This is a genomic window from Gottfriedia sp. NPDC057948, from assembly GCF_042887255.1.
Lineage (GTDB): Bacteria > Bacillota > Bacilli > Bacillales > Bacillaceae_G > Gottfriedia.
Genome location: NZ_JBHVPN010000029.1, coordinates 13,835 through 34,570, shown reverse-complemented (window position 1 = coordinate 34,570; position 20,736 = coordinate 13,835). Strand labels below are relative to the sequence as shown.

Sequence of the window (20,736 nt, the reverse complement as noted above, 5' to 3'; positions counted from 1 at the left end):
AAAAGTGGATTTTCCGTTCAATTCTGAACGAAAAATCCACTTTTTTAATTTATATATTGATTAGGCAAATAAAAATGCTGTTTTTCAGTGGCCTCCCTCTACTTATCGGGTAACTGATATAGATTTTGATAAGCTCAAATTTTTACTTATAGCCGTAGCTATCATTCTTCACTATTTTCCCGTCTTTTATGACAAATAGGACTGCTAAACTAGCAGCCCTTCTTTTTCAAATTTTCTGTTCTCCTACTTACATGTTAACTTAAATTACTTGAACTCAGCAGCCATTTCATCTTTAAATCCAAATAAGTAAGTAAAAATAAATCCAGCTGCATAAGAAATAAGAACTCCAGTTAAGTACAATAAAATCTGATTCGTATGAACTAAGAATGATAATGGAAGTCCTGAAACACCGACTGCAATTGTAGCGATATGGAAATGAGCCTGAAATGCTCCTCCAATCCCGGCACCTAAACATGCCGTTAAGAATGGACGTCCTAGCGGTAGTGTTACACCAAAAATTAATGGTTCACCAATTCCGAGCATTCCTGATGGTAGTCCCCCACCAATCGCACGTTTTAAGCTTTTTTTCTTCGTTTTAAAGTAAATTGCAAACGCTGCTCCTACTTGACCTGCTCCACCCATCGCAAGGATTGGTAGTAATGGGTCATCTCCAATGGAGTTAATTAATTCAAGATGAACTGGCGTCAAACCTTGATGGAGCCCAGTAACGACTAGTGGTAGGAATGTTGCGCCAAGTACAAATCCAGCTACAACTCCTCCAAAATCTAGAACATTTAGCAATCCTTTTGTAATCGCATCGGATATATATCCGCCAACAGGCATAAACACTAGGTATGTAAGGATACCTGTAATTAATAATGCTATTGTAGGCGTGAGAATAATATCTAGAGATTGCGGTACAAATTTTCTTACTTGCCTTTCAACTAAAGCGATGAAAATTGCAGCAAAAAGAACTCCAATTAACCCTCCACGTCCAGGAAGCAGATTGTGCCCAAACAAAGAGATATCTGCAACTCCAGGGTTGATAACAAGAATACCTGCCAATGCCCCAAGCGCGGGGGATCCACCAAATTCCTTTGCTGCGTTTATACCGACTAAGATTCCAAGATAAGCAAACAGACCCGATCCGATAACAGTTAAAATAATAGCTAATTTTGAGTCTGCAGCAAGCCATTCCGCTTGAACAATTGCTTTTGTAATACCGGTTATTAATCCTGAAGCTACAAGGGCAGGAATTAACGGAATAAAAATACTTGCGATTCTACGTAAAAACAGTTTAAAAGGTTTTGCATTCTTTCTATCAATCTCTGATTTGTTTTTTGAAGCTACATCATTCAGATCAAAATCATTTGCAGCTGCAAGCAGTTTATCAAACTCTGCTGCAACTTTGTTGACAACACCAGGTCCGAGTATGATTTGAATTGTTTCTTCTTCTACAACTCCTAAAACCCCTTCTGTCTTTTTGATCGCCTCTATGTCTACCTTTGAATGATCTTTCGAGGCTACGCGTAGTCTTGTCATACAATGAGTGGACGACGAAACATTCTCCACTCCTCCCAAATGCTCTAATAATAGTTCTGCAATTAATAAGTATTTGCTAATCCCCTTTGCCATCTTTACATCTCCTTTTAAATTAACAAGTTAATTAGTTTAAAAGATATAATCTAACTCCTGAAATAGATTTGAATTAATTATGACAATAGTCGGTGTTGTTAGGCTGGTTTATCCCCTCCCTTTTTTATCAATTTAAATGAACATTCATCAACTGCCTTAATTTCAGAAAGTGTCTGCAGCTCAGCAATTTGACCAATTAATACATCCTAAAAAGTAACATTCTTAGGTTGTATACTATAAACAAAATTTCTAATATTATATTAAGTATTTTGAAATTTTATTTTAAATTTTACGCTAATGATATCGCTTTTATGACAAGGTATTAGTAGGATAATATTAAATAAGAGAATTGATAATTTGGATAAGGATGAATCGCATTTAGATGCTTAAGGTAATTTCCTATAAGTATTTTATAAAAAAATAGACGCATCCCATGTTACTGGAATGCGTCTATAAGGTATCACCTATATCTTCCCTATTTTCTTTGAAATTTCTTCGGCTGCTTTTACTACTTCTTCGATCAAGAACGGAATACGTTCCTGAGTAAAACGAAATCCTGGTACATTCACGCTTAAAGCAGCAAGTACTTTGTTGTTGTATCCAGTAATTGGTGCCGCAATAGCCGCCGTATCCTCAGTTTTTTCACTTTGACTGATTGCATAACCATTTTGTCTGATTTCGACCAGTTGCTGTTTTAAAATTGAGATTAAATCAGGTGAAAGATTTAGCTGATCTAGTACTTGTTGAATTTCATTTTCTTTCATATAAGCAAGAATGGTTTTATTGGGAGCACCAATATGTAGTGGAATTCGGATACCCAAATTTTCAGCAATTCTTATTTTTAAAGGACTGTCAATTTTATCAATCACAATGCCATCTATACCACTTTCAATATTTAAATAGATACTTTCCTCTACATGGTTCGCTAAACGCTCCATTACTGGTCTTGCAACTAATCTGAAATCCATTTTATCTAATTGACGGAGGCCAAGTTCCATCCATTTAAACCCGAGCTTATAATGCTTGGTTTCAGGCATTTGGACAACAAGTCCGTGTTGGATTAAAGCGTTTAGTAATCGGTGAAGCGTACCAAGAGATAGAGATGTTTTTTCCGCTAATTCGGTGATTTGCCAATTACTTTTGGATTCATCTGAATTTAAGATATCAATAATAAGCATTGCTCGGTCAATTGATTGGACCATGATCATAACTCCTATGACTCTTCACTTCTTATCTTGGGGAGTCTGTTCAAAAATCTGGGAATATTCCTCGTTAGGTGGATTCCCGTTCATTACGTACTGGTAATATACGTATGTTTCTTTAAAGATGCGTTGACTTTTAGTATCTCAGCTCTTCTTGTTTTCATTTCGAACTTGAAAATGAATAATTGTGAGAGTAATTTTTACATCTATCTTACAAGTTTATCGTCTGTTTTTCCAAGGACTTTTAGATTAATTTACAACTTTATAGATTCTAATGATGCATTAGACTTATTTTTTCTTAGTTTTCGTTTTTTACCACGACTCACATCTAAAGAATCTTCAAGCTTTTTAACTCCATACGTAATTAATAACACAAGTGCAAGATAATATAAACCGACTACAATATATGTATTCATCTGTTCAAAGTTAGAGGCGGCCTCACTTAATCCTGCTCCCCATAAATCTTGCATGCCTACATATGCTACGAGTGAAGAATCTTTTAATCCAATGATAAACTGATTACCAAGAGTAGGAATCGCAATTTTAAATGCTTGAGGAAGTACGATTCTTCTCATTGCTAAAGGTTGGGACATCCCAAGAGAACGCGCAGCTTCCAATTGCCCTTTGTCAATTGATTGAATTGAACCACGAAAGATTTCAGCAATATATGCTCCACTATGCACACCTAACGCTATTGCACCAGCCCAAAACTGCGAAAATGTAATAATACTAGAAAGTCCGAAGTATAAAATGGCGATTTGAACAATAAGCGGTGTCCCACGAATGACCGTGATATAGAGATTAGCAATATAATTAAGCGCTTTAATACGGGAGAGTCTGAAAAATGCAAAAATAAGTCCTATTCCACTTCCCAAAATAGTAGATACTATTGTCAATTTTAATGTTAATAAAGTTGCCACTAAAAATACATGAAACGTATTTAATAATATATGCATGATGAACCTCACCCCTCATCTTGTCCTAAAAAATCTTAGGCTCTTATTTTACACTAGTATTCTATTATTATTTTTCTTCAAGAATATTGCGACCAAACCACTTTTTACTAATTTTTTCATACGTTCCATCTTTAATAATTTCATCTAAAGCCTTATTAATTTTCTTCTCAAGTTCTTTATCATCTTTCCTTACAGCAATTGCTTGATTATCATGAGTTAGTGGTGTGCCTACATCCTTAATCTTAGCCTTACCTTCTTTAATGACTCTAAAGCCAACCATTTGATCCGTAATTACAGCATCTAGTCTACCAGTTGGAAGATCCATAATAGCCGTTAGATCACTATCATAATCAACTACATTTTCTTTTCCAGTAAATTTAATCGCTAAATCTTTATATGGGCTTGCTTTTACAACGCCAATTTTCTTCCCTTTTAAATCCTCAGCAGATTTGATTTCCTTATTATTATCAGCGACAAAAATCTGAGAACCTGAAATATAATATGGATTACTGAAATCTACCACTTTTAATCGTTCATCAGTGATCGTCATACTCCCCAAAATCGCATCATACTTATTGGATATTAATCCTTGTACAATTGTTTCCCATGGGTTTGTTACTGGTACAGCTTTCATTCCCATCTTATCTGAAAGTGCTTTACCGATTTCAACATCAAATCCAGTAAGCTTGCCATCTTCCTTAAAGTTAAATGGTTTATATAACCCACTCATCGCATAATGAAATTCTTTTGAACTCGCTTGATTACTAGTTTTATCTGCCCCACATGCACTTAGAAACATTGCCCCTGCTATCATTGAAGTTAATAAAATACCATGCCAATTCTTTTTCATTACACAAACCTCCATCATTTTTTTAAATTATAAAATACTATTAAGAAATTGTTTTGTTCGTTCATTTTGTGGATTTTCAAAAAACTGTTGAGGTGTACCCTCCTCTAAAATTAGACCTTCCTCCATGAATAAAACTCGATCCGCTACACCTCGAGCAAAACCCATTTCGTGAGTCACTACAACCATTGTCATTCCTTCACTTGCTAACTGTTTCATAACTTGGAGAACCTCTCCTACCAGTTCAGGATCTAATGCTGAAGTAGGCTCATCAAACAGCATTACCCTCGGGTTCATCGCAAGTGCGCGTGCAATAGCAACCCTTTGTTTTTGTCCCCCTGATAACATCTCTGGATATTCATCAGCCTTATCTGTCAGTCCAACCTTCTCTAGCAAAACATAAGCAATCTCTTTTGCCTCACTCTTTTTCATTCCTCTAACATGAATAGGAGCTTCAATTATATTTTCTAAAACAGTTTTATGCGGAAAGAGATTGAAGTGTTGAAAAACCATACCAACCTCCGACCGAATTTTATTCAAATCTGTTTTGCCGGGTTGAACCAATTCACCTTCAAAATAAATTTCTCCCTTATCATTAATCTCTAAGAAGTTTAAACATCTCAAAAGGGTACTCTTTCCCGATCCGCTTGCTCCTAATAAAACAACCACTTCTTTTTCTTTAATCGTTAAATCAATTCCTTTTAATACTTGTAAAGACCCAAATGATTTACTTACACTTTTGATCTTAATCATATTGTTTCATCCCTCCCACCGAGTAATTAACAACACTTTTTCCACAATGCGGAAACCATTTCTATTTTATTAACATTATACACAATTCTGACTATTCCGTCATTAAATAATTTTCTTTCTATTAATTAGAGTTAATAATGTAGCTAATTTAGTACTACTTTCAGAAACCCACCTGTAAAATCTTTCCAATCACCCTGAACTAGGCGAACGCATATATTGTTATCCAATATATGTAACGAAAGGGGGCTATTCTCATGCATGTCGATTTAACTGCCATTCATTGGCTTTATGTAGCATTTATAGGTTTAATTATTTTATTTTTAATTCTTAGACGTGACACTAGCCTAGTATGCCTCGCAGGAATTTTCCTTCTTGGTCTAGTAGCAACTGAGTCACTTTCAAGTTCCGTTAGTATCTTGTTTTCAAGTTTCATATACGCCATAACTGAATTACTTTCTACTATTTTAGTAATCTCGATTATTGTTTCTATGAGTAAAGCTTTAACTGATAGTGGAGTGCATCAGGCACTCATCAGTCCATTTACAAAGGTGATGAGAAACGCCACACTTGCCTATTGGACGATTGGGGTCGTGATGATGGTTGTCTCTTGGTTTTTCTGGCCATCTCCTGCAGTAGCTTTAATTGGTGCTGTTCTACTTCCAGTTGCTTTAAGAGTTGGGTTACCAGCTTTAGGTGTTGCAATGGCAATGAACTTGTTCGGTCATGGTATTGCTCTTTCAAGTGATTACGTAATTCAAGGTGCCCCTAAACTAACAGCTGACGCGGCTGGCATTCCAGTTTCAGATGTAATACACGCTAGTATTCCACTTGTGATCGTAATGGGTGTTGTGACAACTGTGGTTGCTTTTTACTTCTTAAAACGTGATATGAAAAGAGGACTTTTAACAGTAGAAATACCTGAAGAAGATACGAAAGCTGAGGAGTATTTACTTTCTTCTACACAACAAAAATGGATGGCCGCTCTTGTTTTCATTTTATTTGCAGTGGATATTTGGGCGATGGTTCATTTCAATTTACAAGGTGGGGATGCAACAGCATTAATCGGGGGTACTTCATTAATTATCCTTTCGATCCTATCTATGTTTGGGCATAAAAACAAAGGATTTGAAGAAGTAACAAACTATTTAATTCATGGATTTAAATTCGGGTTTAAAGTATTTGGTCCGGTTATTCCGATTGCTGCTTTCTTCTATCTTGGGGATAGTGGATTTACGGCCATTATTGGAGATTACTTGCCAAAAGGCTCGAATGGAATTGTGAATGATTTAGGGTTTGCTTTGGCGCATGCAGTACCAGTAAATCCAGGGGTTGCAGGAGTGACATTAACTACAGTTGGGGCAATTACAGGTTTAGATGGATCTGGATTCTCTGGAATTTCGCTTGCTGGGTCTGTTGCTTCATTATTTGCTACGGCGATTGGCCATGGGATTGCGACTTTAACTGCTATGGGGCAAATTGCAGCGATTTGGGTTGGTGGAGGAACGTTGATTCCTTGGGCGTTGATTCCTGCGGCGGCTATTTGTAATGTTAGTCCGTTTGAGTTGGCTAGACGGAATTTGTTGCCTGTTTTGATTGGGTTGGCTGTTACTACTGTTGTTGCTATATTTTTGATCTAGTCAAAAAAAATTAGCTTTCTAAATTAGTTGGCTGATTCTTAAATTTATATTTTCAACTCATATTTCAAATCAATAACTTTATTTACGAGAGTATTTTTTAAACACCTTAATTTAATAACTTTTATGATCTTAAACAGCAAATTTATATGTAAAAAATGATTATTTAGTATAAAGGCACCCACCAATTTCTTTTGTCATACTTTGTCGTTGTTCTACTTGAAGTGGGTGCCAACCATAATTATGTGCTAAATCGTTTGGGACATAAAATCAAGCGAATTGATTCTTAACACATTAACCAAACATCCCCTTAATGGACCTTATGACTTTTAGGGCTTTATCATTTTCTTTTTCTAACTTTGTTTCCCCAACAAAACGAGTCGTTTTTTTCGGGGTTATTTTTTTAGTTGGTTTGGCTTTTCCCATGCTTGTCCCTCATTTCTTGTAATCTCTTACAATTACGGTATGCAAGCATAAAAAAATGTATGCAAAAAAACAAGATGCCTTTAACAACACCTTGTCCAAATAAAATATTAATTATTTATATATTTCATTACCTTATTATTTAGTTCTTCAATATTTCGAGACATTTTACTTGTTGATTTTTCAGATAAATGTGTTGTGTTTTGTGTTCTTTGATTTATTAATTTTTTATTGGCTCTTCCAAACCGTATACCTGTTGATCTTTTGATTCCCAGAATATCTTCAATTTTTCTGCTCATCCAAGAACCCTCCTTTTGAAGTGAACTTTCACATATTTTATCACAAATTTACGCATATGAATAAAAAATATAAGTTAAGTTTGTGATATGTATAGCATCTACTTCTAACAATTCACCCTTAACATTTTTTAAGACAATTATCATGTTAATATCATCATTAAGGATGGGAATAAGCATACTGTCCTCTTTTAATAGAGTTACAATTTCCAATCGATACAATGCACTAAAATGCGATTCCAACTCTTCCTCGAATGAATATGTATTAAGCCTTTCAATATTAATTAATACTTTTTTAATTTCTTTTATTAATCCTAATTCATGTGCAAGTACTTCGATTTCCACTTCTGATAATCCACTTGTATCTTCAGGAGTTACTACATCTGGGGTAATATTAATATCCCACAATTGAAAAATTAATCCATATTTTGATGTATACTCTTTTAAATACGATTCTAATTGTTTTTTCAATTCATCGCTATCATTCGCTTCTTCTAGTTCCTCAAAATATGTACCTGCTTTTTGAATCATATCAGACATAGTTACGACTCGATTTACTGTAGCTTTTTGAGCCTTTCTATTTGTCAAAATCATGTTCTCAACATAATCCGTATATTGAAATTCTGCTTCCAAATCTTCATTATGCTAGGTGTTAGTAAAATAGCGAGATCGATAAAAATAACGACTGCTGTTAAGTAAAGTATAATTTGCCAATTGTAAAATTTGATTTCATCTAGTAATAACCCTAATGATATTCCTAAAATAAACAAAGTATAAAGCCCTTTTCTTAAAGTTCTTAAAGACAAGTTGTATTTCAACTGGTTTAAAAAGAAAAATAAGAAATTTCCGACTGCAAATAACATTAATGCTACTACAAAAAACTTAAATGCCACCTGTTTATACTCTCCTTTCCTTACATTCTTCATTTTTAATAACTTTACTATACCAATTTTTTCTAAATCTGCTACTCTATTATAAGATTTAATTTAATAGAAAAAAAAGCTACACATAAACTATCAAATAGTTTGAATGTAGCTTTTTATTATTTCCATTTTCTTTCACAAAAAGTATAAATATAGTAAATAAATTCCCCTATTAAATCTAATATAATAAAATTATTCCTAGTAACGGATAGTATAGCATAATTAATAAAAATTAATATCTGCACTGTCAAACAAATTAATTATTATAATAGAAAGGTATGAATTGTATGGAAAACAACAAAATAAAATATATATCCTCTACTCTCGTTTATTTACTATTAACTTCAATATCAATGGCTATTCCTTTTTCAATTTTAATCCAACTTGAGCCAAATCAGCCGGAAACAATAAGGCTAACCGCTTTCGAAAGCCTAATTTTTTTTCCATTCTACTTAACTTGTATATTATTCCCATATACTTTTTTGGTTCATTTAGCATCTTATCTTGTTAAATTAATAATTAATAGGTTTATTGAAAAGATGAGGTTTTTGTTTGATATATTAATATTTGGTACAATTTCGATATTTTCTATATTTTTCTTTCCAATCGAATTTCAAAATCTAATTATTAATACAGAATATAATTATTTGATTAACCCATATTTATTTATTCCTTTGTTGGGTGCAATTACAATGTCTTTTTTAGAGAAGAAAAAGTACAGAAATTGGAAAATAAGTAATTTATTCTATCATAGATCTAAATAATTTTAATTTTTATTAATTAAACGTATCATATTAAAAATATATCTTTCTTTACCTTTTTTGGTAAATTCTTTACATTGCATAGATGTAGAGCCTGACCCATCTAGTACAATTGAGTTAGTTGTATTTAAACCTAAAGCTTTAATATAATTTTTTAAGCTTGGAATGCTTTGTGGAATTTCAGTAACAATTAAATATACATAGGTATTATCCCAAGCTAATACAGTTCGATTAATAGGTAAATTATATGCTCCCTCTCCCCATGAATCTGAAGAATAATCAGTTCCTCCAATTATTTGAGTATATGTGGGATATTTTGAACTAATATCTTTTCTTTGTTTTGCATACATATAAGCCATTTTTTTCTTTCCGCTTGAAGTATAAATCACCGCTGTTTTCCTAGAAATTAATTTTGAAGAAGTTCCGTTGTAATTATAATTTTTAGCAAACTTTTTTCCTTTTACAGTTAAATTAACATTGTTCTCAGCTATATCTACACAAATTGAACGAGACCCTGTAGGTATATTATTATAATTACTACTCTCAAAAAAACCTCCGTTTATTCCATAATAAGATGTGTCTGTAAGTGGTTTACAGATTTTCTCAGTGCAAATATTACTAATTTGAGTTTTGATTACATGAAGTGTTGGTCTTCCCATTATCATTAGTTCTTTTGAATACTTGTAATTTGTTGCCATAAGTTCAATTCCTCCAATTTTTTTATCTTACACTTTGTAAGTAAATAAATTAGGTAGGAATCTATTAAAGTATTAGTGAAATTTCTATGACACATCAATTCATCAAATTACTATATTAAAACCGGAAAATTCAACTAATATGAAGGGTTGGATAGCATCGAAAGAAAATGCAAATGCAAAACCACATAAATTCACTAAAATATTACAAGCTATATCCGTTTCTTCAAGCAAATGAGGTGAGTAAATGACAAACTATATTGAATTAGAAGACGAAGAAATTATCTATAATGTATATAATTTAAACTGGTTACTTCCAAAAGATATTCAAGAAGACTCTTTTGAAATTTTATCTCAAAATACCCCCGACAAGACACATTTATTAATACCTAAGTATGGTAAATCCTGTTGGTTAAATGGTGTATTATTAATCAAAAAAATCGGTTACCCAAATAATGAAAAGGCACTACCAAAATTAGCTCGTTTATTACAAGATCGCAATTGGCCAGGCGCATTAGAATCTATAGAAATTTTTAGAGAAATTGGTAAAGAAGTAAGCGTCCCTTATATTGAAGTAGAAATTGAAAATGCTTTGCAATGTAATGACGCTGATTGGTTAGAGCATCTTTTTTTCGCTTGTAATAGCTTATGTTTAGAAAGAGAAGATTTTAATAATAAATTAAATTACGACCAGATGGTAGAATTAGTAAAAGAATTATAGTATAAGAAATAAAAAAGAAGATTATTGGACATAGCCAGGACCTTATTGGACAGAAAAACAGTAGAAATGAAGTGATAATATTGTTAAAAATTATTCTTATTTTATTAATGATTTATGCAATATACTGGGCTAGTAGTGGTAAACCAAAGCTTATCGATATATGTTCTAAAATAACTTTTAGATATGTTTTATTATTTTTACTTCTGTTTATAATCATTATAAATCTTTCAATGTTTATTCTATTGTAAATAAAATTGTAAAAAGCACATCTCATTCGAATAATTATTAAATTTAGTTCCTTTTAAAGCCACAATAAAATCCCCCTATAGTAGACTACCTAACCTTATTATCGGTTAGGCTTTTTTTTCGTGTCTACTATAAGGGGATACTTCAACTGGGTAGGCTCTTTTTAAATTTAAATTGTATTTATGATCACAACTGACCTTAATCAACGATTTCTACCTGTCAAAATAGATACCTATAACAACTTGAAATATTGTAACCAACTAACGAATAATGGAAATGAATTATAATAAACAATATATAAATTTATAATTAAAATAATAATACATATAATTTTATTACTTGTTAAAAATGCTGATATAAAGCCGATTAAGGGTAGTAATATCAATGCAATTTGAAGAGTAATATTTTCTAAATTATGCATTCCCCAAGGACTAACCTGAAGTATTGAATTTTTATGATACATAAAATAGTAAACTAACCAAGATATCCAAATGGCTAAATTATATATATATATGTAAAATGTTTTTTTCATAGTCACCAAGTTATACTAGAGTGGGTATCCGGATGAAATGAAAACTTTTTAGCCGGTGATACAGAAAAACTAATCCCTGATAAAGCTATTGAAGGTGTTAAAGTATAACTACTGTTTTGATGTGCATAATTCCCGTATGCATCTAATCTTTTAGTGTTTGTAAGAGAACCTACAGAATAATACATATAACTTGATAACGTCTTTAAATATTCCGAATCAATACCTTTAGCCTTGTTATCAGGAAGGTTTATTTTTAGTGCATAGCCTCCTGCTCCCTTTTTCCATTTATTACTATCTTTGGTATATTCAGCACTTTTACTTTTTGATGGGTTTCCTATTGTAGGGTAGGTTGTCCAATTCTGTTGACCATACTGAGTACCTGGATTAGGTGCCCAGTAAGATGAATTAATGCCTATACCTATAACATCTACATATGTTTGGCTTGGCAGTTTAGACCAGACTACACTATTTTTTAATCTATATTCCTTTGATGATAACTTGGTAATAGTAGTAGTCATTTTTTTATAAGATGTAGTTGAAAAATCACTACTTGCTCTAGACTTTAGAGTGTCGTTTAATTTATTAATTTCATCATAATAGGTTTCTTCGTCTAATTCTTTTATAATTGGTTCATTATTTGAAATCGAATATGCAATAGTCACACGAGGCTCGATAATTTTAATATAATTTGTATTTGTGCTAATAACTTCACCTTTTAAGTCTTTATTAATCTCATACTCTTCATTAGACATTGTTTCGATTTCTGAATCAGTAAATCCTAAATTTAGTAATCGATTTGTTTGAGCAAAATCTAGATTATTTGAAAATATTACAGTATTTTCGTCTTCTTGGTTAAGATCGTAAAATGGAATTAATGTATTTGCTGCAAAAGAAATCGGACTTGCCCCATCATTATAAACTGCCGTTATAGGCATCTGACTATACTTAGTATTTACCACTCTGCCTATAAGAATAGACTGTGCTGTTAAACTAGATTGTGTACTTACTTGATTAATAGTTTTTTCGTTACTTGGTTTCACAATCTCTTCAGCATGGGATTTCATAGGAATAATAGAACCTAATATCGTTGCGATTATTGTTATAACAATTACGTTTTTAAATTCCAACAAATAACTCATAGAAAATTGTCACCTTCTAACTTTTATTCCAATGCAGGGATCTATTAATAGATTTTATCTTTAATTAATTTCATTATGTGATTGTTATCACTTAATCCTGTAACAAAATTCCAATTAACGTAAAAGTAAATAACCTCATCATTTATTAATGACATCTTTATCGGTTTCGCTGATTCTAAGAAGAAAAGTCTAGATTGAGTCATGAATAATTTTGAACTAACTGTTCTATCATTTTCCAATTTCAAATCAATAATATTGTGCCATTTAATAATTTTCCAATCTTTAAACTCAATTCCATCATCATGAATAACTAATTCTCCATGATGTGAAAGTAAGTTTTTAACATGAACTCTAGTCATTAATGATAATTTCTTTTTTTCAATTTCAATATTAGTTGCACCATGAAAGATTAATTTTTTCATTTTCTCAACTCCTAATACTTTTTTGATAAACTAATATATCAGATATCAGCCGTTTAACACGCTATTTTCTGGAGCAACATCTATTAGATCTAAAGTAAAGTGTTATTAATATCCTTTATTATTAATCTAAAAAACTCTTCCTTGAGTCCATTCACTATAATCAAATACAGGGCAAATATGTAACGATATTTAATCTATTTACCCTGAACTATATTAGTTAATTATTATACTCAATAGTCTTTTCTATTTGATCTTCTGTAATTCCCAAGCCATACCATGTTGGTGGTGGAAGTAAAACTCTTTGTTTGTTTCCATCTGAATAATGTATTGATGGTCTAATCACCGTGACTGCATAAGGTGATTTTTGAAAATCAAATTTAATGGGAACTTCTTCTTCTTTTTGTTTATTTACATCGATAACGAATGGTTTAATATTTAATACTTGTTCACCACCCAATTCCGCATCAAATTTGTTTATTACAATTTTATTGCTACTGTTATTTTGTAAACTATAGATGTAATTATTTTCTTCACCTCTAATAATAGGATAACTGTTACCTACTTCCAGCGGCTTATCCGAAGTATCTTTAATTACATTTATTCCTAATTCTCCAACATCATATTTTTTCAAACCACTCTTAGTTAGTATGGTTATTTCCCTTATTGCTGTTTTTCCTTCAGACTTACCGACAATATTAAGCACCAAATTTTTCACATGATACTTTCCAATCTTAGCTCTTCCATTAACTTTAAAGCTTTCAATACTAATAGAATTTTCATTTTCATTACTTAACATGATTGAATCAATTTTAGTAAAAAAGTCTTTCTTATCACTTGAATAAATATAGGTGAAATTTAGTGGTGTTTCTTCTCCTACTCCAAGACTATATGACCCATTAATAGGAAGAAATGTATTTGATATTGGTATAACTACATTAGTTGGGTATGATTTACTTTTCTTATTAAAAAAAGTTATTTGACCTGTCAATAAAACTAGTAGAAAGATTGAGACAATAATTAATAAAATAATAAATAATATTTTTTTGATATTCATATTTTTACTTAGATAGATCTCCTATTTTTTTAGTAAACGTTTACAAAATTATCATAACATTATTAACGGTAAAATTTACTAAAACTCATTGTTATCATTGTGAACATTTTCACATTTTGTTCAACATCCTCATTTATTTCTTTCGGAACATATGACTCTGGAACAAGACTTTAATTCTATGAACAATGCTTCCAACGATATTCAATCTCATTTTTGTAATTTCACTACACATTTTATATCTTCTATAAAATAAAAAAGTACTGAATAATCAGTACTTTCAGCTTCGATTCATCTAGAACTTTATCTTTGATCAAAATTTATCCACTTTTGACATAATATCAACCATATAAATGATTCAATTAAAACGATTTGATTATAAATAGAAAAAGTTTCTGGGAAATCATAAGAAAAATATTTGCCGAAATTATCCCAACGTTGAAATATATTATGTCTTTAATTTTTAATCCCAATAGAACAGAAAATAATAATGAAAAAATAATAGGTGTAATATATTTATAATTTTGTAAGGTAAAGAATAATTGATTATTAAATAGTAATAAAAGATATGTTATTAAAAATAATATTTCATTAACTAAGAAAATAGTATTTAATACTTTTTCTTGATTTTTTTTATAATCTAAATTATATGTTGTAAATCTGTCTAAAATAAAGTTAAACAAAATATTAATAAAAAGAATTAATATTAGCATGACAAATAATATAGCAAATATAGCTATTATTATATTTGATTGTGACCATTGAATTTTATAAAAGTTCTTAATTTCTATAAATAATAGAAAAATGATCCCAAATAATAGAGAAAAGTTCATAAAAAACATTGGTTTTGAATTCATAATACTAATCTCTCAATGTCATATATACTATTTAATAATTGTTCTTTGTGATTTATTATAAACACAAAAGATTCGCTATTGAAAATTCTGTCCTTAACCAGTTCGCATGTAGCCATGTCTAAATGCTCAAAAGGTTCATCCAAGAACAAATATTCCCAAGGATAGTCAGTAAATAAAGCTGATATAATTATTTTTTGCTTAGTTCCTTTAGATAAGTCCTTGCAAGAAGTATGTCGGTTACTCTCTAATCCTAGTAGTTTTATTAATTCATCAAGGTTGATGAATTGCTTTGGAATTTTTAACATCTTATTAAGGTAAAATAGTAGAAAATCTTCTAAAAGCATATAAGGTTCGTAAAACGGGGTTGATGGAACGAATAGGGTTTTACTTTTATTGTAATTTAGGAAGCAATTCCCTTCATTGACCTTGTTTATTCCCAACATAATATTTAATAGTGTAGTTTTTCCTGAACCGTTTTTACCTTGTAACCAGTATTTTTTATTATCTAATAGGGTTAAACTAAAATCTTTAAAGATATAGTTTTCCTCATGATAGAAAAAATCAATATTTTTTAATTCAATCAAAAAAAACACCTCTCAGTAGCTTCAATTGCTGCAGATATAATTAAAAGAAAAATAGAAAAAAAGATTAATTTAATATAATTAGTAAAATTCAACTCTTTTTCTATAAAAATATCTCTGAATAAAACCCATGACATATACACCCATATTGTCATAGCATATAATTCAAATAAAAAATGAGGAAGAAATAAAAATAGTGTATTTTCAAAATTATATTGTAGAATGTAGATTTTTAATGATCCCACTGTAATATATAAGTCTATTAATAATTTTCCAACTCCTAGTATTGGTATTATATAAAAGATAACAGCCATTAAATTATTGGAAAATATTTTAAAAACATTTTCTGGCTTGCATGCAATATTCTTATATACTGAATCAGAATTTATATTAGATGGTACATCGACTAAAATTAAAAATAGAATAAATAAGCAAATTATACATAAAAAATATATATTTAATATTTTAATAAAAATCACCCAATGTAAATTACGTTAAATGCAATAAAACCAAAAAACAATTCCATGAAAAAAAAGTAAAAGAAATAATTTTTTTGTCCTTTAAATGATTCATACATTACTATTTTATATGTAAATAGTAATAAAAGATAAAAAGCGAAGGCATTTACTATTATAAAAGTTAAAATGTGTATATGATAAAATCCTTTATTTATTAAAAAAAGAATAATTAAAATATTCATGCCTATAAAAGTAAGGAAAGTATTCTTGTATAAAATTGTTTTCTCATAAATCTTTATAAAAGGAACTCTTAAGTATTTGAATTGCATAAACAGTTGTCTGTAGTTAGCGTTTGCATATATTAATTCTGAGTAAATAAATAAATTGGCACATAAATAAAACAATGGAATATTTATCACTGCGTATAAAGGTATACGACCAAAGCCTAACCAATTAAAAGAAATGAATATCAGAAACATCCCAAATGCAAATAATAATAAAATGAGTTTTAAAACTTTTATAAAGTTCTTTTGATTTTTATTCTTTATATATACAAGGTAAAGTATGTTTAATGTGATAAATTGTAATATAGATACAAGTGAGATAAGAAAACTAGTTAAAGAAATGTAAGAGAAAACGTAGCTTAAAAAAACAAAGATTAGGACAATTATCATCCAAATAAATACCATAATTTTCTCTTTTAAATAAAAAAACAAAAATAAATATCTATCTCCGTAAAACTTATAGACATCATACTGTAAGGTTGAAATAATATTCTTGTTCCCGCTAATCATTGTCACCAATGTAAACAAAAATAGTATATTAATATCCAATGATATAAAAAAGACATTAAATCTATTAAATAGATACAATAGCTCAACTGGATAACAAATAATAAGAAAAATACATAGGAATAGTAAAACTATCCCTATGAATTTAACTAATAATTTATTTATTTCAGATTTTATTAACAAGCTATTAAAAATAGTTTTAACCTCTTCACTTTTTAACTTTAAAATAGCTTTTAACATATATATCTATTTAGCTACTTTTACCATGTAGTTGCATAACCTTTTCCATATTTTGAAATAATTTTTTTAGCGGTAATAACAAGTGCAGTTGAAATAACTCCATATCCCACAATAATCGCAACTAGACTAATGATCGTTGTAATAGTACTAAATGTATCAATAATGGTTATAACTTTTCCAGCTACTGTAGTCGAGATACCCAAGTTAGCTGCAAGATGTGGCAAAGAAATCGTTAAAGTTGAAAGCAATACAGCCATTCCTAATACATAAAAAATTATTTTTTTATTCCTCAATAAAGACATGATAATGCCCCCTTTTTTAATTGTTAGAGTCTAATACCCCTGCTAGTGAAATTAATCCATATCTAAAAGACTATGTTACCAACTTCACCATTAACATGAGCAAGATCGAAATACAATTACCGTTACAATTACATCTGTTAATGAACCTTGCTTGGCAAAGAGAATGCGGTGTGGTTAGTGCTTTGCGGGTGTATACTATATACCCATTACAATAGTTTTCCTTACAAAATCAGTTGAAAAATTTCTTAAATGTAGAATGAAGTCATAACCTAAACTAAAATGGTTACTTATTATGCTCAGTTGTCTTTTCCATTTATTCTTCTGCAATTCCCATTCATGTTTTATTTCATATCATATCTCCTAGTTTTTTAGTAAACGTTTACGGAATTAGCTTAACACCTTAAAAGGTAAATTTTACTAAAATACAGTGTCATTTTTGTGAACGATTTCACATTTTTATCTACGGCTGCGTTTACTCCTATCGAAACCCCATATAAATTTAACAACTATGATTCTATTAACATGCATTATTCCTATATTTTTAGGTAATCTTCACAAAGGTACTTTTAAAAGTAAAAATTTGTAACGTTTTACTAAAATTTTCACAAAAATTCCACTAAATACATTCCGAAGATTACTATAATTAAAAAAACATTAAAAGGAGTAATTGAAGATTATGGATGAGGATAAGAAGGATTTTACTTTATATAGAATACTATCTATTTCATCGGGTATGCAGTCTTTATTTCTTATGTTAAATACTCGTTTTATGATGAAAAGTATCGTGAATGTAGTTGTAACATGTTTATTTTTTTTAAGTTACTTAATTATTTTTATAGTAATGCCTAAAACTAAACGAAATTATCAATATATTTTTTTAAGTTTTGTATTATTTGTTTGTATATTAATATTTGTTAATAAGTAAATAGCGGTGGTCAGCATTGAATAAGTTGGTGCTAACCTCCGCTATTTTAAATTGTTTCAGTCCAGTAAGTTTTTATTAATTTTGTACGCGCTGAGTCACTGTATATATATTGTGTCTAAGAATTCTTGTTTTTCCAGAGTAATAGTATTGAACAATATCTTTTCCGTCGATTAGGCCCTGGGGTTTATGTTGAAATAATGTGTTAAGCAAAACTAGCAAATGAAGATGCCATACACCCTGGAACAAATAGACCCGCTAATCCAGCAGCTATTGTACCTGCTAACTCTTTAGAGGTTGATTTCCTGTAGTGAAATTTATTGTGTAGCATATGAAAATTTTGAACTACCTTCTGGAGGAGAGGCAATAGCTCTTGGTCTTATATCAATAAAAGATTTTGAATCTAATATTAAAGGACTAAACGCTAGAATACTATCATCAACTAAGTTCGTCTCATCTATTGTTTGGTATAAAGTATTAGTTTCTTGAGCATGAGAAATAGTTGAAATTATTGTTCCTATAACTTCACATATTGTTCGATTATTCCCATAATATACCTTTTGAAATATGATAAGCTTAAAGAAAATACTTTAAGGAGCTGGATTATGTTTAAATCAGCAGTAATAATTAGTTTTCTTCTAGTAGTTATACTAAGTACCTATTTTCTAATGCAAAGAGAGTGGCAAAGTGCTATAAAAATATGGGCTTTTTATGGTGGTATTTTATCTATTGCAGTTTACTTTTCTTTTTATCAAAAAAAGAAAAAAGTAGACTAATATCTATTCACCAATAAACATACCAATACTTGTTGGTACTGTAGATTCACCCATTATAAAATTATATCGACTTAATAGTTTTGACTCTGTAGGTTCTTCTATCACTAGAAGAGCCTTTGTTTTTTTAGGAAATTTATAATTAAAAATATTAGTCCTCTTATCCACTAAACCCTTTAGCAATAAAGGTTTAGAAATAGCTTCCATTTCTTCGTTTAGTAAAATAATAGAAACCATTGAATTATTGGAAATGTTATTAATTCCTAATTGTGTAGCTTTTTCAAAGTTAGATGTATATTGATTTTTAGAAGATAATAGAAATACTTTATCCATATCTTCAAATAACCGATCTATTTTAATTGGATATTTTTTGATAAGGTATGTCTCGTTTTCAATTGGTAAATTTATATCAGGAAAATTCGTTTTTATTGATTTGTTGACTATACTTAAAGTACTAAAATGAATAAACGATCCAGAATCTTTTAAATCTGAACTGGTCAAAGCTATGAAACTTAAATCTCCATTGTCCATTTTATTTGCAAATTTTATGTTCAAAGATACATCCAACTTACCAGTAATATTTGTGTTGTTTCTTAATATAAAATAGTTTGCATTAGAATTATCAGTATTAAATTTTAGCAATTTATTACTTACTAAACCTAATATATATATATCCTCTGGTTTCTCCATTTTAAAGTTCACCAAAAAGTGAGTATCTAATTCTTTTATCTGCTTCTTTAATAAATAGTAATTTAAAATTCCATTGTTTTTTGGATTGTGTATAATCTTTGAGTTTAACCCCTGTTTAGATGACAAGGTCATAGACTGGACCACATATGATTTATCATTTGTTTGAAGCGGTGTTTCTTTTTCAATGCTGACAGATTGTATTGTAGCTACATTATTTGTATTCTCACGTATTCCATAAATAAACAAGCTATAAATTAAAAATAAACTTACACATATTGCTATTGTTTTAATCAAAAAAAATTTTTTATTCAACTTAAATACTCCTATTTTCATAAATTTCCTAAATAAAAAATACAGTGTTTTTTATACACTGTATTTTTACCTAATAAATTAAGTCGTTGTCTTATAAGAACTTGAACCTCTATAAGTTGAATTTGGAATTTTTCCATAAGAATTCATTACTTCAACAGTATGACTTGTTTTTGTAGTATAGGTTCCTTTCGCAACAGTGAAATTCTTAGAAGCAGTAGCAGTAGCAGTAGTACTACTTGATGCTTCCTTACTAACTGATGAAATTTTAGTACCATAATTGTTATATAAACTTGCCGTAGTATAAACAATTACAGGACCTATTGTATTATTTGAATATGTTTGACCTTTATAAGTAATATTTGTTGATGAATTAACATCAATCCCAGAACGACCATACATAACAGTTTGTGAAATAGGTGTTCCGTATTTGTTTATTAAAGAGACTTTTCCACCATAAGCAGCATTTACATTAGAATGTAGACCAAAACTAGAAAGCAAAAGTGAAGACAAAGCAGCAATACCAACTAACTTTTTTTAAAAAAAATCCTCCTTTAATTTAGATTACAACCTTTTA

The 20,736-nt window shown here is 30.0% G+C and carries 20 protein-coding genes; 3 read left to right on the top strand and 17 right to left on the bottom strand.

Features of this window, described 5'->3' with window-relative positions; all coding sequences use genetic code 11:
* Positions 1–264: 264 nt before the first annotated feature.
* The 5 genes from ACFVRR_RS23510 to ACFVRR_RS23490 form a co-directional block, all read right to left on the bottom strand.
* Complete coding sequence (locus ACFVRR_RS23510) at positions 265–1,635, bottom strand: PTS transporter subunit EIIC (protein ID WP_387333146.1); 1,371 nt, start codon at positions 1,633–1,635, stop codon at positions 265–267.
* Positions 1,636–2,099: 464 nt separating this feature from the next.
* Entirely contained in the window at positions 2,100–2,837 is a 738-nt protein-coding gene (locus ACFVRR_RS23505; RefSeq protein WP_387333144.1) for an IclR family transcriptional regulator, read from the bottom strand.
* A 254-nt stretch (positions 2,838–3,091) separates the two neighbouring features.
* Positions 3,092–3,793: an amino acid ABC transporter permease gene (locus ACFVRR_RS23500; protein ID WP_387333142.1), complete on the bottom strand. Its 702-nt coding sequence runs from the start codon at positions 3,791–3,793 to the stop codon at positions 3,092–3,094.
* A 67-nt stretch (positions 3,794–3,860) separates the two neighbouring features.
* Positions 3,861–4,592 (bottom strand): ABC transporter substrate-binding protein, encoded by a 732-nt coding sequence (locus ACFVRR_RS23495; protein WP_387333148.1) that lies wholly within the window; start codon positions 4,590–4,592, stop codon positions 3,861–3,863.
* Between the two features lie 78 nt (positions 4,593–4,670).
* Positions 4,671–5,393 carry an amino acid ABC transporter ATP-binding protein gene (locus ACFVRR_RS23490; protein ID WP_387333140.1) on the bottom strand — a complete coding sequence of 241 codons (723 nt, stop codon included), beginning with the start codon at positions 5,391–5,393 and terminating at the stop codon, positions 4,671–4,673.
* A 254-nt stretch (positions 5,394–5,647) separates the two neighbouring features.
* Between ACFVRR_RS23490 and ACFVRR_RS23485 the strand changes: the two genes are divergently transcribed.
* The gene (locus ACFVRR_RS23485) at positions 5,648–7,030 is read left to right on the top strand and encodes a hypothetical protein (protein WP_387333138.1); all 1,383 of its coding nucleotides are present in this window, start codon (positions 5,648–5,650) and stop codon (positions 7,028–7,030) included.
* A gap of 291 nt (positions 7,031–7,321) precedes the next feature.
* Here the strand turns inward: ACFVRR_RS23485 and ACFVRR_RS23480 are convergent, their stop codons facing one another.
* The 5 genes from ACFVRR_RS23480 to ACFVRR_RS23465 form a co-directional block, all read right to left on the bottom strand.
* Positions 7,322–7,453 carry a hypothetical protein gene (locus tag ACFVRR_RS23480; RefSeq protein ID WP_387333136.1) on the bottom strand — a complete coding sequence of 44 codons (132 nt, stop codon included), beginning with the start codon at positions 7,451–7,453 and terminating at the stop codon, positions 7,322–7,324.
* A 107-nt stretch (positions 7,454–7,560) separates the two neighbouring features.
* The gene (locus tag ACFVRR_RS23475; protein WP_387333135.1) at positions 7,561–7,749 is read right to left on the bottom strand and encodes a hypothetical protein; all 189 of its coding nucleotides are present in this window, start codon (positions 7,747–7,749) and stop codon (positions 7,561–7,563) included.
* A 48-nt stretch (positions 7,750–7,797) separates the two neighbouring features.
* Positions 7,798–8,334 carry a type II toxin-antitoxin system SpoIISA family toxin gene (locus tag ACFVRR_RS23470; RefSeq protein WP_483867354.1) on the bottom strand — a complete coding sequence of 179 codons (537 nt, stop codon included), beginning with the start codon at positions 8,332–8,334 and terminating at the stop codon, positions 7,798–7,800.
* A 2-nt stretch (positions 8,335–8,336) separates the two neighbouring features.
* Positions 8,337–8,639 (bottom strand): type II toxin-antitoxin system SpoIISA family toxin, encoded by a 303-nt coding sequence (locus tag ACFVRR_RS24335; RefSeq protein WP_483867353.1) that lies wholly within the window; start codon positions 8,637–8,639, stop codon positions 8,337–8,339.
* Positions 8,640–9,435: 796 nt separating this feature from the next.
* Entirely contained in the window at positions 9,436–10,128 is a 693-nt protein-coding gene (locus ACFVRR_RS23465) for a hypothetical protein (RefSeq protein ID WP_387333133.1), read from the bottom strand.
* Positions 10,129–10,372: 244 nt separating this feature from the next.
* Here ACFVRR_RS23465 and ACFVRR_RS23460 point away from each other — a divergent pair, with 244 nt between their 5' ends.
* Entirely contained in the window at positions 10,373–10,846 is a 474-nt protein-coding gene (locus tag ACFVRR_RS23460) for a hypothetical protein (RefSeq protein ID WP_387333131.1), read from the top strand.
* A 780-nt stretch (positions 10,847–11,626) separates the two neighbouring features.
* Here ACFVRR_RS23460 and ACFVRR_RS23455 read toward each other — a convergent pair.
* The 5 genes from ACFVRR_RS23455 to ACFVRR_RS23435 form a co-directional block, all read right to left on the bottom strand.
* Positions 11,627–12,763: a hypothetical protein gene (locus ACFVRR_RS23455; protein WP_387333129.1), complete on the bottom strand. Its 1,137-nt coding sequence runs from the start codon at positions 12,761–12,763 to the stop codon at positions 11,627–11,629.
* A gap of 44 nt (positions 12,764–12,807) precedes the next feature.
* The gene (locus tag ACFVRR_RS23450; RefSeq protein WP_387333127.1) at positions 12,808–13,185 is read right to left on the bottom strand and encodes a hypothetical protein; all 378 of its coding nucleotides are present in this window, start codon (positions 13,183–13,185) and stop codon (positions 12,808–12,810) included.
* A 217-nt stretch (positions 13,186–13,402) separates the two neighbouring features.
* A complete protein-coding gene (locus tag ACFVRR_RS23445) occupies positions 13,403–14,239 on the bottom strand; it encodes a hypothetical protein (protein ID WP_387333125.1) in 837 nt (278 codons plus the stop codon).
* A gap of 850 nt (positions 14,240–15,089) precedes the next feature.
* Positions 15,090–15,677 carry an ATP-binding cassette domain-containing protein gene (locus ACFVRR_RS23440; RefSeq protein ID WP_387333123.1) on the bottom strand — a complete coding sequence of 196 codons (588 nt, stop codon included), beginning with the start codon at positions 15,675–15,677 and terminating at the stop codon, positions 15,090–15,092.
* Between the two features lie 1,506 nt (positions 15,678–17,183).
* On the bottom strand, positions 17,184–17,465 hold the full coding sequence (locus ACFVRR_RS23435) for an uberolysin/carnocyclin family circular bacteriocin (protein ID WP_387333121.1): 282 nt from the start codon (positions 17,463–17,465) through the stop codon (positions 17,184–17,186).
* 1,527 nt (positions 17,466–18,992) lie between these two features.
* On the opposite strand from ACFVRR_RS23435, the gene ACFVRR_RS23430 reads away from it, so the two are divergent.
* Entirely contained in the window at positions 18,993–19,163 is a 171-nt protein-coding gene (locus tag ACFVRR_RS23430; RefSeq protein ID WP_387333119.1) for a hypothetical protein, read from the top strand.
* A gap of 3 nt (positions 19,164–19,166) precedes the next feature.
* Here the strand turns inward: ACFVRR_RS23430 and ACFVRR_RS23425 are convergent, their stop codons facing one another.
* Both ACFVRR_RS23425 and ACFVRR_RS23420 read right to left on the bottom strand, forming a co-directional pair.
* Positions 19,167–20,162: a hypothetical protein gene (locus tag ACFVRR_RS23425; protein WP_387333117.1), complete on the bottom strand. Its 996-nt coding sequence runs from the start codon at positions 20,160–20,162 to the stop codon at positions 19,167–19,169.
* A 78-nt stretch (positions 20,163–20,240) separates the two neighbouring features.
* The gene (locus tag ACFVRR_RS23420) at positions 20,241–20,672 is read right to left on the bottom strand and encodes a hypothetical protein (RefSeq protein ID WP_387333115.1); all 432 of its coding nucleotides are present in this window, start codon (positions 20,670–20,672) and stop codon (positions 20,241–20,243) included.
* Positions 20,673–20,736 lie beyond the last annotated feature (64 nt).

What these genes read in the sequence shown, in the direction of transcription:
- ACFVRR_RS23480 (WP_387333136.1), bottom strand. Translation starts at nt 7,453, where the DNA reads ATGGGAAAAGCCAAACCAACTAAAAAAATAACCCCGAAAAAAACGACT.
- ACFVRR_RS23450 (WP_387333127.1), bottom strand. Translation starts at nt 13,185, where the DNA reads ATGAAAAAATTAATCTTTCATGGTGCAACTAATATTGAAATTGAAAAA.
- ACFVRR_RS23510 (WP_387333146.1), bottom strand. Translation starts at nt 1,635, where the DNA reads ATGGCAAAGGGGATTAGCAAATACTTATTAATTGCAGAACTATTATTA.
- ACFVRR_RS23435 (WP_387333121.1), bottom strand. Translation starts at nt 17,465, where the DNA reads ATGTCTTTATTGAGGAATAAAAAAATAATTTTTTATGTATTAGGAATG.
- ACFVRR_RS23505 (WP_387333144.1), bottom strand. Translation starts at nt 2,837, where the DNA reads ATGGTCCAATCAATTGACCGAGCAATGCTTATTATTGATATCTTAAAT.
- ACFVRR_RS23475 (WP_387333135.1), bottom strand. Translation starts at nt 7,749, where the DNA reads ATGAGCAGAAAAATTGAAGATATTCTGGGAATCAAAAGATCAACAGGT.
- ACFVRR_RS23430 (WP_387333119.1), top strand. Translation starts at nt 18,993, where the DNA reads ATGTTTAAATCAGCAGTAATAATTAGTTTTCTTCTAGTAGTTATACTA.
- ACFVRR_RS23500 (WP_387333142.1), bottom strand. Translation starts at nt 3,793, where the DNA reads ATGCATATATTATTAAATACGTTTCATGTATTTTTAGTGGCAACTTTA.
- ACFVRR_RS23490 (WP_387333140.1), bottom strand. Translation starts at nt 5,393, where the DNA reads ATGATTAAGATCAAAAGTGTAAGTAAATCATTTGGGTCTTTACAAGTA.
- ACFVRR_RS23460 (WP_387333131.1), top strand. Translation starts at nt 10,373, where the DNA reads ATGACAAACTATATTGAATTAGAAGACGAAGAAATTATCTATAATGTA.
- ACFVRR_RS23445 (WP_387333125.1), bottom strand. Translation starts at nt 14,239, where the DNA reads ATGAATATCAAAAAAATATTATTTATTATTTTATTAATTATTGTCTCA.
- ACFVRR_RS23465 (WP_387333133.1), bottom strand. Translation starts at nt 10,128, where the DNA reads ATGGCAACAAATTACAAGTATTCAAAAGAACTAATGATAATGGGAAGA.
- ACFVRR_RS23455 (WP_387333129.1), bottom strand. Translation starts at nt 12,763, where the DNA reads ATGAGTTATTTGTTGGAATTTAAAAACGTAATTGTTATAACAATAATC.
- ACFVRR_RS23485 (WP_387333138.1), top strand. Translation starts at nt 5,648, where the DNA reads ATGCATGTCGATTTAACTGCCATTCATTGGCTTTATGTAGCATTTATA.
- ACFVRR_RS23495 (WP_387333148.1), bottom strand. Translation starts at nt 4,592, where the DNA reads ATGTTTCTAAGTGCATGTGGGGCAGATAAAACTAGTAATCAAGCGAGT.